11 protein-coding genes and 1 pseudogene are annotated in these 14,645 nt (G+C 73.0%); 7 read left to right on the top strand and 5 right to left on the bottom strand.

What is annotated here, in order from left to right:
* Nucleotides 1–1,473: 1,473 nt before the first annotated feature.
* The 3 genes from ABD223_RS11310 to ABD223_RS11300 are packed head-to-tail and all read left to right on the top strand — an operon-like array spanning nt 1,474 to nt 6,553.
* Nucleotides 1,474–3,039 (top strand): DNA polymerase Y family protein, encoded by a 1,566-nt coding sequence (locus ABD223_RS11310; protein ID WP_344036386.1) that lies wholly within the window; start codon nt 1,474–1,476, stop codon nt 3,037–3,039.
* On the top strand, nt 3,039–3,257 hold the full coding sequence (locus ABD223_RS11305; RefSeq protein ID WP_344036027.1) for a hypothetical protein: 219 nt from the start codon (nt 3,039–3,041) through the stop codon (nt 3,255–3,257). The genes ABD223_RS11310 and ABD223_RS11305 overlap by 1 nt, the downstream gene beginning before the upstream one ends.
* Entirely contained in the window at nt 3,257–6,553 is a 3,297-nt protein-coding gene (locus ABD223_RS11300; protein ID WP_344036026.1) for an error-prone DNA polymerase, read from the top strand. The genes ABD223_RS11305 and ABD223_RS11300 overlap by 1 nt, the downstream gene beginning before the upstream one ends.
* 329 nt (nt 6,554–6,882) lie before the next feature.
* Here ABD223_RS11300 and ABD223_RS11295 read toward each other — a convergent pair whose 3' ends face one another.
* Entirely contained in the window at nt 6,883–7,449 is a 567-nt protein-coding gene (locus ABD223_RS11295; protein ID WP_344036025.1) for a dihydrofolate reductase family protein, read from the bottom strand.
* Nucleotides 7,450–7,540: 91 nt separating this feature from the next.
* Between ABD223_RS11295 and ABD223_RS11290 the strand changes: the two genes are divergently transcribed.
* Nucleotides 7,541–8,110, top strand: coding sequence for a TetR/AcrR family transcriptional regulator (locus ABD223_RS11290; protein ID WP_344036024.1), 570 nt, complete (start codon nt 7,541–7,543; stop codon nt 8,108–8,110).
* A gap of 333 nt (nt 8,111–8,443) precedes the next feature.
* Here ABD223_RS11290 and ABD223_RS11285 read toward each other — a convergent pair whose 3' ends face one another.
* From ABD223_RS11285 to ABD223_RS11270, 4 genes are read right to left on the bottom strand one after another with little or no spacing between them, the layout of a single operon-like run.
* Nucleotides 8,444–8,737 (bottom strand): DUF3017 domain-containing protein, encoded by a 294-nt coding sequence (locus ABD223_RS11285; RefSeq protein WP_344036385.1) that lies wholly within the window; start codon nt 8,735–8,737, stop codon nt 8,444–8,446.
* 22 nt (nt 8,738–8,759) lie between these two features.
* Nucleotides 8,760–9,617 (bottom strand): bifunctional methylenetetrahydrofolate dehydrogenase/methenyltetrahydrofolate cyclohydrolase, encoded by an 858-nt coding sequence (locus tag ABD223_RS11280; RefSeq protein WP_344036023.1) that lies wholly within the window; start codon nt 9,615–9,617, stop codon nt 8,760–8,762.
* A gap of 16 nt (nt 9,618–9,633) precedes the next feature.
* Nucleotides 9,634–10,563, bottom strand: coding sequence for a DMT family transporter (locus ABD223_RS11275; protein WP_344036022.1), 930 nt, complete (start codon nt 10,561–10,563; stop codon nt 9,634–9,636).
* Nucleotides 10,556–11,764: an MFS transporter gene (locus ABD223_RS11270; RefSeq protein WP_344036021.1), complete on the bottom strand. Its 1,209-nt coding sequence runs from the start codon at nt 11,762–11,764 to the stop codon at nt 10,556–10,558. The genes ABD223_RS11275 and ABD223_RS11270 overlap by 8 nt, the downstream gene beginning before the upstream one ends.
* A 109-nt stretch (nt 11,765–11,873) precedes the next feature.
* Between ABD223_RS11270 and ABD223_RS11265 the strand changes: the two genes are divergently transcribed.
* The 3 genes and pseudogenes from ABD223_RS11265 to ABD223_RS43840 all read left to right on the top strand — a co-directional run.
* Nucleotides 11,874–12,377: a YbaB/EbfC family nucleoid-associated protein gene (locus ABD223_RS11265; protein ID WP_344036020.1), complete on the top strand. Its 504-nt coding sequence runs from the start codon at nt 11,874–11,876 to the stop codon at nt 12,375–12,377.
* The gene (locus ABD223_RS11260) at nt 12,374–12,685 is read left to right on the top strand and encodes a WXG100 family type VII secretion target (RefSeq protein WP_344036019.1); all 312 of its coding nucleotides are present in this window, start codon (nt 12,374–12,376) and stop codon (nt 12,683–12,685) included. Before ABD223_RS11265 ends, ABD223_RS11260 begins: the two co-directional genes overlap by 4 nt.
* 10 nt (nt 12,686–12,695) lie before the next feature.
* A pseudogene (locus ABD223_RS43840) lies at nt 12,696–13,085 on the top strand (WXG100 family type VII secretion target); the annotation flags it as partial.
* Nucleotides 13,086–14,645 lie beyond the last annotated feature (1,560 nt).

Below are 14,645 nucleotides of genomic sequence, written 5' to 3'. Positions count from 1 at the left end.
GCCCAGGCCATCTCGCTCTTCAAGGGCGCAGTTGACAGCTCCTGCCCCTTGCCCTGCCCCCTGCTCTCGCCTCGCCCTGCTCTCGCCTCGCCCTGCCCTGCCCTCGCCTCGCCTCGCCTCAAGCTTGTCCTGCGTCAAGTTGCCCTTGGCTCAAGTTGCCGTGTTGGGTCTGGGCAGGGCCGGCTGGTCGCTTTTCCCACCCCCACTCGATCGTGGGCATTGACACCGACTGGTCACCCCGCGATATGATCACAACGTCGTTCGAACACATGTTCGACAGACAGGTCGCCGAACTTCCCACGGCGATCCGCGCACAGGGGTGCGCGCGGATCAGTGGGAGGAGGGGCGGGTGTCCAGGTCGGCAACGGCGACGCTGTCCGCGCTCGGGGTAGGTGCGGCGAGCGAGCTGACCGCGGCATCGGTCCAGGCTCTGCCAGTTCGCGGGGAACTGGCAGAGCTCCTCCCGTGGGGCGGCCTGCGGCGGGGCAGCACGGTGTCGGTAAGCGGATCGACATCGTTGCTGCTCACGCTGGTAGCTGAGGCGACAGCAGAAGGTTGTTGGGCGGCCGTGGTCGGCCTGCCGGGATGCGGGGTGCTCGCGGCGGCCGAGTTGGGGGTGGCTGTTCACCGACTCGCTCTGGTCCCTCGTCCTGGGAGGGATCGGAGCGAGGTCGAGAAGACCGTAGCCGCCCTGCTGGACGGCTTCGACCTGGTCTCGGTGGCCACCCCGGTCACCGACGCCACGGCCCGCAAGCTCTCGGCGAGGGCCAGGAACCGCAAAGCGGTGCTGCTGCCGTTCGCCACCCAGTGGCCGGGCGCGGACGTGGAGCTGAGCGCCACCCCGGACCGCTGGAAGGGTCTGGCACAAGGCCACGGCGTGCTGACCAGCCGAACCGCCACCGTGCGCACGAAAGGCCGAGGCGCAGCCGCCCAACCAAGAAAAACCCGCCTGCTCCTCTCAGGCACCCCCATCCCCGGCACACCCGGCCCCGGCGCACCTGTTTCCGGCACACCTACCCCCGGCACCTTCAATGCCGGCTTCCCAAGCCCCGGCACTTCCAGCCCCGGCACTTCCAGCGCCGGCGCTCCAGACTCCGGCGGTCTCGGCTCCAGCGCCCCCAGCTCCAGCGCTCTCAGTTCCGGCATTTCCAGCTCCGCTACTCCGGGCCTCAGCGCTCCTCGTACCCGCGCTCCCAGCTCCCGCGCTCCCAGCTCCCGCGCTCCCAGCTCCCGCGCTTCCGGCCTCGACGAGCCCAACTCCACCACGGCCTCGGCACCACACCCCACCCAAGCCCCGCCACCAACCCCACCCCCGAGGCGACCTCGACCTACAACACCGCCCCCAACCTCGGGCTTGATGCGCACGCTGCCGACAGGCTCCTCCCTCCTTCCACCAGTTCCTCCCTCCTCCGCCCGCGCGATCCCTCTCTCCCCCCTCCCCATCCCTTTGAACCGACCGTCAGGGGTGAACCGCTGTACACGCTCGCCGTCTGGTGTCCTGATTGGCCGGTGGTGGCTGCTTCCGCCGAAGCCGACCTGCTGCCCCACGTGCCCGCCGCTGTTGTCCGGTCGGGTGAGGTCGTCGCCTGTTCCGCGGTCGCTCGGGCCGAGGGGGTGCGCCGGGGGTTGCGCATGCGCGCGGCTCAGGGGCGGTGTCCCGAGTTGGTCGTCTTCGATCACGACGAGGCGCGCGATGCCCGTCTCTTCGAACCGGTCGCGGAGGCGGTGGAGGAGTTGGCGCCCGGTATCGAGGTGGTGCGGCCGGGGCTGGTCGTTGTTGCGGCGCGGGGGCCTGTTGGTCATTGCGGTTCCGCGGGACGGGCTGCTGAGCGGATCGTCGACCAGGTTGCCGGGCGTGCCGGGGTTGAGGCTCAGGTCGGGTTCGCGGACGGGTTGTTCGCGGCCACCCTCGCGGCGCACCGCGGCGTGATCGTCCCGCCCGGTGGGAGCCGGGAGTTCCTCGCGCCGCTCGGCATCCACGAGCTCGACCAGCCTGCCGAGCACCGTGAGGACCGTGCGGAGTTGGTGGACCTGTTGCGCCGGCTCGGGTTGCGCACGTTGGGTGCGTTCGCCGCCGTGCCCGAGCGCGATGTGGCCAACCGCTTCGGTCGGCGGGCCGTGCTGGCGCACCGGTTGGCCGCGGGGCGGGTGGAGCGGCCGCCGTCGCGGCGGCGGCCGTTGCCCGAGTTGGCGGTCGCCCGGGTGCTCGACCCGCCTGTCGACCGGGTCGACGTGGCGGCGTTCGCGGCCAGGGGGCTCGCTGAGAGCATGCACGCCCGACTCGTGGATCGTGGTTTGGCCTGCACGCGCCTTGCCATCCGGGCCACCACGGAGGACGGCGAGGAGCTGTGCCGGGTGTGGCGCTGCGCCGACCCGCTGACCCCGCAGGGCATCGCGGACCGGGTCCGCTGGCAGCTCGACGGCTGGCTCACGCGCAACCGGTTCGAGTCCGGTGTTCGCCTGCTCCAGCTCGACCCGGAGGAGGTCGTCGCCGGCGCAGCCCTCCAGCTCGGGCTGTGGCCGGGTGCTGGTCGGGACCGGGGTGAGGCCGCTGAACGCGCGGCGCGGGCGATGGTGCACGTCCAGGGTTTGCTCGGGCCGGGCGCCGTGCTCACGCCGGTGCTCGGTGGTGGGCGCGGACCGGTTGAGCGGGTGCGGTTGGTGCCCTGGGGCGATGAGCGCACGCCCGCGTTCGACCCGGACCAGCCGTGGCCGGGGCAGCTGCCCGCGCCGTCGCCGGCGACGGTGTTCACCGAGCCCGAACCGGTGGCGCTGCTGGACTCCGCGGGCGCGGACGTCGTGGTCACCGGCTATGCCGAGCTGGTCGTCGAGCCGCACCGGATCGTGCACGCCGGGCGGGCCCGGCAGGTCGTGGCGTGGTCCGGGCCCTGGCCGGTCGACGAGCGCTGGTGGGACGAGGCGACGGCGCTGCGCGCGGCGCGCCTCCAGGTCCTCGGCGCCGCGCCGGACGGTGAAGAGCTGGCGTTCCTGCTGATCCGCACCGGCGGGAAGTGGGCGGTGGAAGGGGTGTACGACTGATGGGCGCTGACTCTCCCGAACCGGACGGTCGGGTGGACCGGGGGCTGGCCGACTGGTTGGCGGGGTTCGACGTGCCCGAGCAGCGCGGCGGACCGGCGTACCCGGCGAACTTCGGCTGGACGCCGCCGCACGTCCCGCCCCGGTCCGCGAGGTCGTCGGCCGAACCGGTGTTCCCGCTGGTGCCCCTGCCCCGGCGGGCGCTGGACGACCTCGTCTGATGGGGTGGAACAACCCGCCGGTCCGGTGGGCGGAGCTGGAACGCGCGCTGTCCGGCGAACCCCGACCGCCCGACGGCGGTGACAGCCCCGCGTGGACGCGTCGGCGTGAGCGCTACGAGGCGCCGCCCGACCTGGCGGTCAAGGTCGACGAGCTGGGCGCGACCCGCTCGCGCGTGCCCTACGTCGAGCTGCACTGCCACTCCAACTTCAGCTTCCTCGACGGCGCGAGCCACCCGGAGGAGCTGGTGGAGACGGCGCACCAGCTCGACCTCGACGGCCTGGCGCTGACCGACCACGACGGCGTGTACGGCGTGGTGCGCTTCGCCGAGGCCGCGAAGGAGCTGGGCGTGCGCACGGTGTTCGGCACCGAACTGGGCGTCGGGCTGTCCGCGCCGCGGAGCGGCCAACCCGACCCGGAGGGCGAGCACCTGTTGCTGCTGGCCGCCAACCGCGACGGCTACCACGCGCTGTGCCGCACGATCACCACCGGCCAGCTCGCGGACGGCGGCGAGAAGGGCCGGCCGGTCTACGACCCGGAGCAGGTCGTCGCCGACACCCGCGACAACTGCGTCGTGCTCACCGGCTGCCGCAAGGGCGCGGTGCGCCGGGCGTTGGCGCGGGAGGGCCCCGAGGCCGCGTTCGCGCGGCTGCACGACCTGGTCGACCGGTACGGCGCGGACCGGGTGTTCGTCGAGCTGACCGACCACGGCCACCCCGAGGACGGCCCGCGCAACGACCTGCTGTGGGCGATGGCCCACGACCTGGGACTGCCGACCATCGCGACGAACGCCGTCCACTACGCCGTGCCCGCGCGCGGTCGGCTGGCCGCGACCACGGCGGCCGTGCGGGCACGGCGCAGCCTGGACGAGCTGACCGGCCGGCTGCCACCCGGCCGCACCGCCTACCTGCGGTCGGGGCAGGAGATGTCCCGCCGGTTCGCCCGGTTCCCCGGCGCGGTGCACCGCGCGGCCGTGCTCGGCTTGCAGTGCCAGTTCGACCTGCGGCTCATCGCACCGCGACTACCGTCGTTCGACGTGCCGGCCGGCCACGACGAGAACAGCCACCTGCGCGAGCTGACCTACGCGGGCGCCGCCCGCCGCTACCGGTCGATCGGCGAGAACCCCAGGGCGTACCGGCAGATCGAGCACGAGTTGAAGACCATCGAGGAGCTGGGCTTCCCCGGCTACTTCCTCGTCGTGCACGACATCGTCGACTTCTGCCGCCGAAACGGCATCCTCTGCCAGGGCCGGGGCTCGGCCGCCAACTCCGCCGTCTGCTACGCGCTGGGCATCACCAACGTCGACGCCGTCCGCTTCGACCTCCTCTTCGAGCGCTTCCTGGCCCCCGCCCGCGACGGACCGCCCGACATCGACCTCGACATCGAGTCGGACCGCCGCGAGGAGGCCATCCAGTACGTCTACCGCAAGTACGGCCGCCGCCACGCCGCCCAGGTCGCGAACGTCATCACCTACCGGGCCCGGTCGGCGATCCGCGACGTGGCGCGGGCGCTCGGCTACTCCGCCGGCCAGCAGGACGCGTGGAGCAAGCAGATCGACCGCTGGGGCCCGTTGCGGTCCGCGGTGGAGGAGGGCGGCATTCCGCGCCCGGTGCTGGAGCTGGCCGCGCAGCTGGAGGGATCCCCGCGCCACCTGGGCATCCACTCCGGCGGCATGGTCATCTGCGACCGGCCGGTCAGCGAGGTGTGCCCGGTCGAGCGGGGCCGGATGGCCGACCGCACGGTGCTCCAGTGGGACAAGGACGATTGCGCCTCCATCGGGTTGGTGAAGTTCGACCTGCTCGGCCTCGGCATGCTGTCGGCCCTGCACCACGCCATCGACCTGGTGCGCGAGCACGAGGGCGTGGAAGTGGACATCGGCGGCCTCGACCTGCGGGACGGACGTGTCTACGAGATGCTGCGGCGCGCCGACTCCGTCGGCGTGTTCCAGGTGGAGAGCCGCGCCCAGATGGCCACCCTGCCCCGGCTCAAGCCGAGGGAGTTCTACGACCTGGTGGTCGAGGTCGCCCTGATCCGCCCCGGCCCCATCCAGGGCGGGTCGGTGCACCCCTACATCCGCCGCCGCAACGGGCAGGAGGAGTGGGACTACGACCACCCGCTGCTGGAAGGGGCGCTCAAGAAGACCCTCGGCGTGCCGCTGTTCCAGGAACAGCTCATGCAGATCGCCGTCGACGTGGCCGACTTCAGCCCCGCCGAGGCCGACGAACTGCGGCGCGCCATGGGCGCCAAGCGCTCCACGTACCGCATGGAACGCCTCCGCGAGCGCTTCTACCAGGGCGCCAAGGCCAACGGTGTCGGCGCGGAGTCGGCTGAACGGATCTACGCGAAGCTGTTGGCCTTCGCCAACTTCGGCTTCCCGGAGAGCCACGCGCTCAGCTTCGCGCACCTCGTGTTCGTCAGCTCCTGGTTCAAGCTCTACCACCCGGCCGCCTTCTGCGCGGCCCTGCTGCGTGCTCAGCCCATGGGCTTCTACTCCCCTCAATCACTGGTCGCCGACGCCCGCCGCCACGGCGTGCGGGTGCTCGGCCCGGACGTCAACGCGAGCCTCGCGCGCGCCACCCTCGAACCGGTGGACGGCAAGCAGGCGGTGCGCATCGGCCTCGCCGGCATCCGGACCATCGGTCCCGAGGTCGCCGAAGCCGTTGTCGCGGAACGGGACGCGGGCCCGTTCCAGGACATGGCGGACTTCGGCGCCCGCGTCCACCTGACCACCGCCCAGGTGGAGGCCCTGGCCACCGCGGGCGCGTTCGGCTGCTTCGGCCTGGACCGGCGAGCGGCCCTGTGGGCGGCGGGAGCCGTCGCGAAGATCCGCCCCGACCGACTGCCCGGCACCGCGGTCGGCACCGAAGCCCCGCCCCTGCCCGGCATGGACGAGGTGGAACTGGCCGTCGCCGACGTCTGGGCGACGGGCCTGTCCCCGAACAGCTTCCCGACCGAGTTCGTGCGCGACCGCCTGACCGGCCTCGGCGCCCTGACCACCGCCGCCCTGTCCGAGGTGCCGAACGGCACCAGGGTGCTGATCGGCGGTGCCGTGACGCACCGCCAGCGTCCAGGCACCGCGGGCGGCGTCACGTTCCTCAACATCGAGGACGAGACCGGCATGGTCAACGTCGTGTGCACGCCGGGCCTGTGGGCCCGCTACCGCCGCATCGCCCGGATGAGCCCCGCGCTGCTCGTCAGGGGTGTGGTGGAGTCGGCGGAAGGCGTCATCAGCATCCGCGCCGAACGCTTGCAACAGCTGGATTTGCGCATCCCCTCCCGCTCTCGTGACTTCCGGTGACTGGTGGTTGGTGGTCAGTGGTTGGTGATCGGAGGTGGTGGTTGTCGGTTGGTGGGTAGTGGCCAGTAACTGGTCGGTGGTGGCGTGGGCGGTGACAGGGCGGACGGTCAGGTCGGATTGGATGGGCAGGAAAGACCGGGCTGGGCTGGGTCAGGTCAGGTTGGGCCAGGTCAGGTTGACCGGGCAGTTCGGATCGCTCGGGGCTGCCTGATCCGGCCCGCCTGGTCAGGCTGGAACTGGTCAGCTTGAGCGACGGCCGGGTTGTGGACGCCGGGTTGCGGTGGATGGCGGGCGGTGCGGCTTTGGTCAGGCGGGTGTGATCACCTGGCTCATACGGCCTCTTCCCTGGTGTACGTGGTGAACACGACGCCCGTGTCGAAGGTTCTCGTCGACGCCTTGGTGAAGCGGGCCGTGGGGGAGTCGCCGGCGAAGAGCGGGATGCCCTTGCCCAACACGATCGGGTGGATCTTCAGCACCAGTTCGTCGATCTCCGGCAGCAGGGTGGCGGCCAGCCTTCCTCCACCGCACAGCCAGATGCCCAGGCCTGGCTCCGACTTCAGGTCGCGCACCGTTGTCAAGGGGTCTGCCACCACCTCTACGTCGGGTGGGGTCGAGACGAGCCGGCTCGACGCCACGTATTGCCTCAGGTGTGGGTACGGGCTCGGTAGCCCTCCCGGTACCTGGTAGGTGGCGCGGCCCATCAAGACCGTGTCGAAGGTCTTGTTCGGCGTGTCGATGCCCAGTGCCTCCCGCGCCTGGATGGGCAGCGTGTCGGGGTGCTCCTCGAAGATCGCGGTCATGTGGTCGCCCTCGAACAGGAAGTCGTCGAAGCCCCCGGCCTGGTCGGCGATGAAGCCGTCGAGGGAGGTGGCGACGAAGTAGGTCAGGGTTCGCATGGTGCTTCTCCAGTGAATTGGTGGTCGAACCACTCTGGCTGTAGTGCTCCGACTGTAGTACTCTGGGCGCAGTGGTTGTCAAGGGAGGATGATGTCGAGTAACCCGACCAGGCGAACAGCGCTGGTGAACGCGGCCATCGAGGTGCTGGCGCGCGAAGGGGCGAGGGGGCTGACGTTCCGGGCGGTGGATGCCGAGGCGGGCGTCCCGAACGGCACCGCCTCGAACTACTTCGCGAATCGCGACGACCTGTTGCGGCAGGTCGGCGAGCACATCCACGTTCGGCTGACCCCGAACGCGGTCAAGTTGGCCGAAACGATGGCGGGTCCGCCGGACAAGAGCCTGGTGGTCCGCCTGCTCCAGGAGTTGCTGGGTCGGCTCCAGGCCGACCGGACCGGTTACCTCGCGCTGCTGGAGCTGCGGCTGGAGGCGACCAGGCGCCCGGAGCTGCAAGCCGCGCTGACCAGGACGATCAGCGAGAACCTGGAGCGGGACGTCCAGTTCCACCTGGACGCGGGTCTACCCGGCGACCGGACCACGGTGGTGTCGCTGTACCTGGCGATGACCGGCCTGATGGTGGAGCACCTGACCCTGCCGGAGGTGCTCCCGGAGGAGCAGATGACCGAGCTGATCACCGCGCTGGTCGAGCGCACCGGCAGGTGACGGCACTGCGGGTGGGCGACAGCGCTGTGGGCGGGTGTGACGGTGCTGCGGACAGGGCACGGCGTCGTGGGCGGGGTGCTGGGAGACGCGGGAATGGGCGCGGGAACGGAGGTGTGCCGGAACGGCGTGATGCTGGGAACAGGAGCGAGCGTGGGGATAGGAGCGAGCGCTGGGCGGTGCGCAGTGGGCGCCAGTGGACGGGCATCAGCGGACAGGTGCCCGTAGACGGGTGCCGGCAGACAGATGCTGGCAGACAGATGCTGGCAGGCGGGTGTCGCTAGGCGGGTGCCCGCAGGCGGGTGCCGGTGAACAGGTGTCGGTAGGCGGGTGCTGCTAGCGGTCCAGTGGGCCGCCGATGATCGTCATCGCCACCGCGATGACCGCGAAGCCCAGCCCGGAGTACAGCAGCGCGTCCACGCTGCGCCCCCGGATCGCGATCAGACCTGCCTGCTCGTCGGTCACCAGCACCCGCAGCAGCGCGGCGACCAGCAGCGCGACGCCGATCAGCACCGCGCCCTGCCGCCAGTGGTACTGCACGATCCGCAGGAAACCCAACGCGGCCACACCCAGCACCAGCGCGAACGGCAGGTGCCTGCCCGCCGCCGACCGCCAGCGCTGCTCCGGCAACAGCTCCACCGCTTCTCCGCCCCTAGGCCGTCGCGAGGTCGCGCTCGGCCGCCTCGACCGTGTTGCTCAACAGCATGGCGATGGTCATCGGGCCCGCGCCACCCGGGATCGGGGCGAGGAACCCGGCCACTTCGGCCACGTCCGGGTGAACATCGCCGACCAGGCCGGCGTCCGTGCGGGTGATGCCGACGTCCACCACGGCCGCGCCCGGCTTGACCATGTCCGCCGTGATCAGACCCGGGCTGCCCGCGCCCGCGACCACGATGTCCGCCCGCCGCACCTCGGCGGCCAGGTCCTTGGTGCCGGTGTGGCACAGCGTCACCGTGGCGTTCTCGGAACGGCGGGTCAGCAGCAGTCCGATGGGCCGGCCGACCGTCACGCCGCGACCGACCACGGTCACGTTCGCGCCCGCCAGCGGCACGTCGTAGCGGCGCAGCAGCTCCACCACGCCGCGCGGCGTGGCGGGCAGCGGCGCCTCGTCGCCGAGCACGAGCTTGCCCAGGTTGACGGGGTGCAGGCCGTCGCCGTCCTTGCGCGGGTCGATGCGCTCCAGGATCGCGTTCGCGTCCAGGTGCTTCGGCAGCGGCAGCTGCACGATGTACGCGGTGCACGCCGGGTCGGCGTTGAGCTCGTCGATGACCTGTTCGAGCTGTTCCTGCGTCGTGTCCGCGGGCAGGTCGCGGCGGATCGAGGTGATGCCGACCTGATCGCACGCCTTGTGCTTGCCGCGCACGTACGAGTGCGAGCCCGGGTCGTCGCCGACCAGCACGGTGGCCAGCCCGACCGGGACACCGCGCTCGCCCAGCGCGGCGACCCGCGCGCGCAGGTCCTCGAAGATCGCGTCCCGGGTGGCCCTGCCGTTGAGGATCGTCGCAGTCACGTGCCTCATCCTCTCATCACCGCCGGCCGGGCAGCGCGGCGACCACCACCGCCAGCAGCGTCAACACCGTGCCGGCCACGGTCAGGGCGGACAGCCGCTCGCCCGCGGCCGGGGCGATCAGGTCGACCGCGAGCGCGCCGACGAGCTGGCCCGCCACCTGGCACAGCCCGACCAGCAGCACGCCCAGCCACCGCACCGCGAGCACGGCCGAGCCGATGGTGAAGATGCCCAGCGCGCCGCCCGCGTAGAACCAGGGCCCGGCGGGCGCCGCGTCGGGCAGCCCGCGCACCGCCACGTCCACCGCGCACACCACCAGCAGCACCGCCGTGCCGGTGCCGAAGTTGACCAGCGTGGTCACCCGGGTGCTGCCCGCCGCCTCGCGGACCAGCCCGTTCACCGCGCTCTGCCAGCCCAGGCCGATCCCGGCCACCGCGGGCAGCAGGGCCAGCCAGAGCGCCGCCGGGTCGCCGAGCTCGTCCGCCACCGCCACCCCGACCGCCACCACGGCCAACGCGGCGCCCAGCACGCGCGGCCCGGTCAGCGGCACGCGACCGGCCGGACCCATCCCGGCCCGGTCCACCAGCAGGCTGCTCACCGCCTGCGCGGCGACCGCGGCCACGGTGAACACGGCCACGCCCAGCGCCGCGACCGTCAGCCCTTGCGTGGACACGAAGAACGCGCCGCACGCCCCGCCGAGGCACTGCCACCAGCGGATCCGCCCGCCGCGCAGCGCGTCCCGCAGCCGGACCAGCCCGGCCCGCCCGGCGGCCGTCGTCGGCACGAACAGCAGCAACAGCGCCAGCCCGCCCCCGAACGACACCAGCGCGGCCAGGAACCCGTCCTCGAACACGTGCCCCAGCTCGCCGTTCAACCGGCCCTGCACGGCCAGGAACGCCCCGCCGACGAACGAGACCAGCGCGCCCACCAGCCGAACCCGCTCACCCAACCGGAACAGCGCTCCGCTCTCGCACCCGGCTCGCCAGCGCCGCGCCCAGCAGCGCCGCCACCGTGCTCGCACCGGCCGCCGCGGCCGGTCCGGAGTGGTCGAGCAGCGTCCCCGCCAGCGGCAGCGCCAGCGCCGCGCCGGCCGTGGTGAACGTGGTCATCCAGCCGAACGCCTCGGTCCTGCGCTCGTCCGGCGCGAGGTCGCTGATCCGCTCGTTGCCCGCCGCGATGGCCGGGGCGATCGCCATCCCGCCCACACCCAGCACCAGGCCGATCAACCACGGCGACGACGGCTCCAGCACCGGCGGCAGCACCAGCGCCAGGGGCGCCACGCCCAGCGCCAGCAGCAGCATCCGCCGCGCGTACCGGACCTGCCCGCGCAGCCCGCCCGCGATGAGCCCGCCGGCCACCGAGCCGACGCCCCACACCGCGGCGAGCACCCCGGCCAGCCCCGGCGAGCCCTGGTCACGGGCCCAGGCGATGATCACCAAGTCGATCGCCACCATCGACGCGACCAGGAACATCGCACTCGCCAGCGCCAGCACCAGCGGGGTGTTCACGAGCAGCGTCCGGCCGCCGTGCCCCGCCTCCCGCGCCACCGGCTCGTCCAGACCCGCCCGGCGCACCGCCGCACCGAACCCGAGCGCGCCCAGCACCGCCAGCGCGCCGCACAGCCACAGCGCGGCCCGCGGGTCCCACACCGCCACCACGATCGCGGCCAGCGCCGGGCCCACGATGTACATGAGCTCCTGCGCGGACGCCTCGACCGTGAACACCGCCTGCCGCGCGCCACCGGTGGCCAGGCGCGGGAAGGCCGCCCGGGTTATCGCCGTCACCGGCGGGGTGAACAGGCCGGACAGGAACGCGACAGCCGCGGCCACCGGCCACGCCGCGCCGGGCAGCACCCCCGGCAGCAGGCCGAGCGCCGCGGTGCCGACGCCGTAACCGGAGGCGGTCACCAGCAGCAGCCGGCCGGCCGGACTTCGGTCTGCCGCACGTCCGCGCAACGGCCCGGCGACCCCGACGCCGAGCGTCATGGCGCCGCCGACCACGCCCGCGAGCGCGTACGACCCGGTCCACCCGGCTATCAGGAAGGACACGGCCAGCGGCGTTGCCGTCAGGTGGAGGCGACCCACCAGCGACCACACCAGCAGCCACGGCAGGTGCGGTATCCCGGCGAGTTCTCGGTACGGACGCAGCACGGTGACACACTCTGCCTCCTCCCTCCGACAACACGGACGGAATATCCGTGGAACCCGCAGGGCTCCGTTAGCGTCAGCACCTCTGCACGCCGCACATGAGGGGACAGCTGTGACCGATCCGACCGGGCGACGAGCTGAGCTGGAGGCGCGCAACGCCGCCATGCGCGAGCAGGTGGACTCCCTCCTGGGCGAGTTGCGCAAGAAGACCTCCGAGCTGCGCGAGACGCAGGAGCGGGCCATGGCGATCACGGCGACCGCGGTGTCCCCGGACGGCTCGGTGCGCGCCTCGGTCGACTCGGCGGGCGCGCTGACCAAGCTGGAGTTCTCGCCGAACGCGTTCGACCGCACCACCCCGGACCGGCTGGCCCGGCTCACCACCGAAACCGTGACGCAGGCCGTCGCCAAGGCGCGGACCGAGCTGAACGAGGTGCTGGCCCCCGCGCAGGAGGGCCCCGGCATCGACCTGTCCGAGATGCTGCCCGGCGTGCCGTCGCTCTCGGACCTCATCCCCCAGCCGCCCGTCGTGCCGCGGGGCCAGGAGCCGAAGCGCCGGCCCTCGCCCGCGCCCGACGAGGACGACGGCAACAGCGTCATGGACAGGAGTGGCTGGTGAGCGGGTACGACGTCGATGTCCCCGGGTTGCGTCGCGGGGCCGCCCAGTTCGGCGGGGCGGGAGATTCGCTGAACGACGTGCTCCAGGCGCTGGACTCGGCGCTGCGGGCCGAGGGGCAGTGCTGGGGCGGTGACGAGTCCGGGCAGGCGTTCGCGCAGAAGTACGTGCCCAACTCGCAGGCGACGCTGGAGGCGTTCGGGGCGCTCGCGCAGGCCCTGGGCGACATCGGCACGGGCGTGGGCCAGTCCGCCGACGCGTACGAGGGTTCCGACCAGGGCAACGCGACCGGGATTTCCCGGGTCTACTGAGGGGGACTGGGTGGGCATCGAGATCCCGAGCGAGGTCACCTGGCTCTTCCCGATCGTGGTCGGGCAGAGCTGGCCGGAGGGCGACGAGGATGCGCTGAGGCGCATGGCCGATGCCTACCGAACCGCCGCGCAGGGCGTGAAGGGCGTCATCGACGAGGGCAACGGCGCCGCGTCGACGGTGTACGCCAGCCAGACCGGCGAGGCGGTCCAGCGGTTCGAGGAGTACTGGAAGAAGTTCTCCGACGGGGACGACTCCTACCTGCCGAAGCTGGCGAAGATCTGCGAGCAGCTGGCGGAGAGCTGCGACAACACCGCGCTGGAGGTGGAGTACACCAAGCTGTCGATCATCGCGTCGCTGATCGCGCTGGCGATCGAGATCGCCGCGCTGATCGCCGCGGCGTTCGGCACGTTCGGCGCGACGACCGCGGGCATCCCCATCGCGCAGCAGGCCACCCGGCTGATCGTGCAGTTCACGTTCCGGCAGCTGGTCATCGCGATCCTGCGGGAGGTCGCGATCTCGGTCGGCATCGACGCGGCGATCCAGCTCGTGCAGGTGGCGCGCGGCGACCGGACGTCGTGGGACTGGGGCAAGACGACCGAGGCGGCCGTCTCCGGCGTGGTGTCCGGCCTGGTCGGCGGCGTGTCCGGTGGCCTGAAGTTCGAGGGTGGCGGGCTGCCCGGGCAGATCGCCGCCGGCGCCGGTCGCGGCGCGGTCGAGGGCATGGTGTCCACGGTCGGCACGGCCGCCGTGCTCGGGCAGGACATCTCGGCGCGGGACGTGCTGATGGGCGCGTCCGCCGGAGCCGTGTCCGGCGGGATCGGCGGGGCCAAGGACGGGCTGTCGGTCGAGCCGCCGCGGGTGGCCGCGGGTGGGCCGGACGGCGGGCCGCCGAACCTGGGACCGGTGCCGCCGCCGCCCTCGGTGGGCGGTCCCGCGGCCGGTGGGCCGACGCCCGGGTCGCCCGCCGCGGCGCCCGGTGGGCCCTCGGTGAGCCGGGACGGGTTGGACCGGTTGCCCGGTGGGACCACGACGTCCTCCTCGGTCGCCGCGCCGCCCGCGCCCGGTCCGGTGGTGGGCGCGCCGCCCTCGATCGGCGACTCCTCGCCCGGCGGGGGCGCCCCGGCTTCGCCCTCGGCGTTCACCGGGGCTCCCGGTGGGCGGCCCGGTGGGGCTTCGGTGCCGACCTCGCCCAGTGGGAGCGGACCTTCTTCCATCGGCAGTCGGCTCGGTGGCGGGGCGCCTGCGGGTGGTGCGGTTCCCGGCGGTGGGATGCCCGGTGGCGGAGTGCCCGGTGGTGCCGCGCCTGCTCCTGGTGGGACCCCGGGGCGGACGCCCGGTGGGGTGCCGGCCGGTGGGTCGGTGCCCGGCGGGTCGGCTTTCACGCCTGGTCAGGGTGGGGCCGGGACGCCCGGGGCGTCCGGGGCGCGGCCTGGTGGGCCGGTGATCGGTGGGCCTGCGGCTGGTGGGGTTCCGCTTGGCGGGCCTTCTCCGGCCGGGGGAACGGCGCTCGGTGGGCCCGCTCCTGGCGGGTCGACGGCCGGTGGTTCGACGCCTGGCGGTTCGACGCCTGCTGGCTCTACGCCTGCTGGCTCTACGCCTGCTGGGTCAACGCCTGCTGGGTCAACGCCTGGCGGTTCGACGCCTGGTGGGGCGATGCCTGCCGGCTCTACGCCTGGCGGGTCGACGCCCGGTGGACCTGCGGCAAGCGGTCCGACTCCTGGTGGCTCGACGGCGAACGGTTCGACTCCTGGCGGCGCCACCCCCGGTAGCCCGGCTCCGGCTGGCTCCACGCCGGTCGGCTCCACGCCAGGTGGCTCCACCCCCGGCGGCTCTACCCCCGGTTCTGTGCCCGGCGGCTCGACTCCCGGTGGATCGGCTCCGGCTGGTTCGGCTCCGGGCGCGGGCGGTCCTGTGCCTGGTGGGGCCGTGCCCGGTGGAGTGCCCTCCGCCGGCCCGGCG

It is taken from the genome of Saccharothrix xinjiangensis, from assembly GCF_039527585.1.
In the GTDB taxonomy this organism is placed as follows: Bacteria; Actinomycetota; Actinomycetes; order Mycobacteriales; family Pseudonocardiaceae; genus Actinosynnema; species Actinosynnema xinjiangensis.
Note: the sequence above shows the minus strand (reverse complement) of the source record. Positions and strands in the feature narration are given on the sequence as shown.

Coding starts and splice junctions, on each gene's coding strand:
- ABD223_RS11305 (WP_344036027.1), top strand. CDS start 3,039: ATGGGCGCTGACTCTCCCGAACCGGACGGTCGGGTGGACCGGGGGCTG.
- ABD223_RS11300 (WP_344036026.1), top strand. CDS start 3,257: ATGGGGTGGAACAACCCGCCGGTCCGGTGGGCGGAGCTGGAACGCGCG.
- ABD223_RS11295 (WP_344036025.1), bottom strand. CDS start 7,449: ATGCGAACCCTGACCTACTTCGTCGCCACCTCCCTCGACGGCTTCATC.
- ABD223_RS11290 (WP_344036024.1), top strand. CDS start 7,541: ATGTCGAGTAACCCGACCAGGCGAACAGCGCTGGTGAACGCGGCCATC.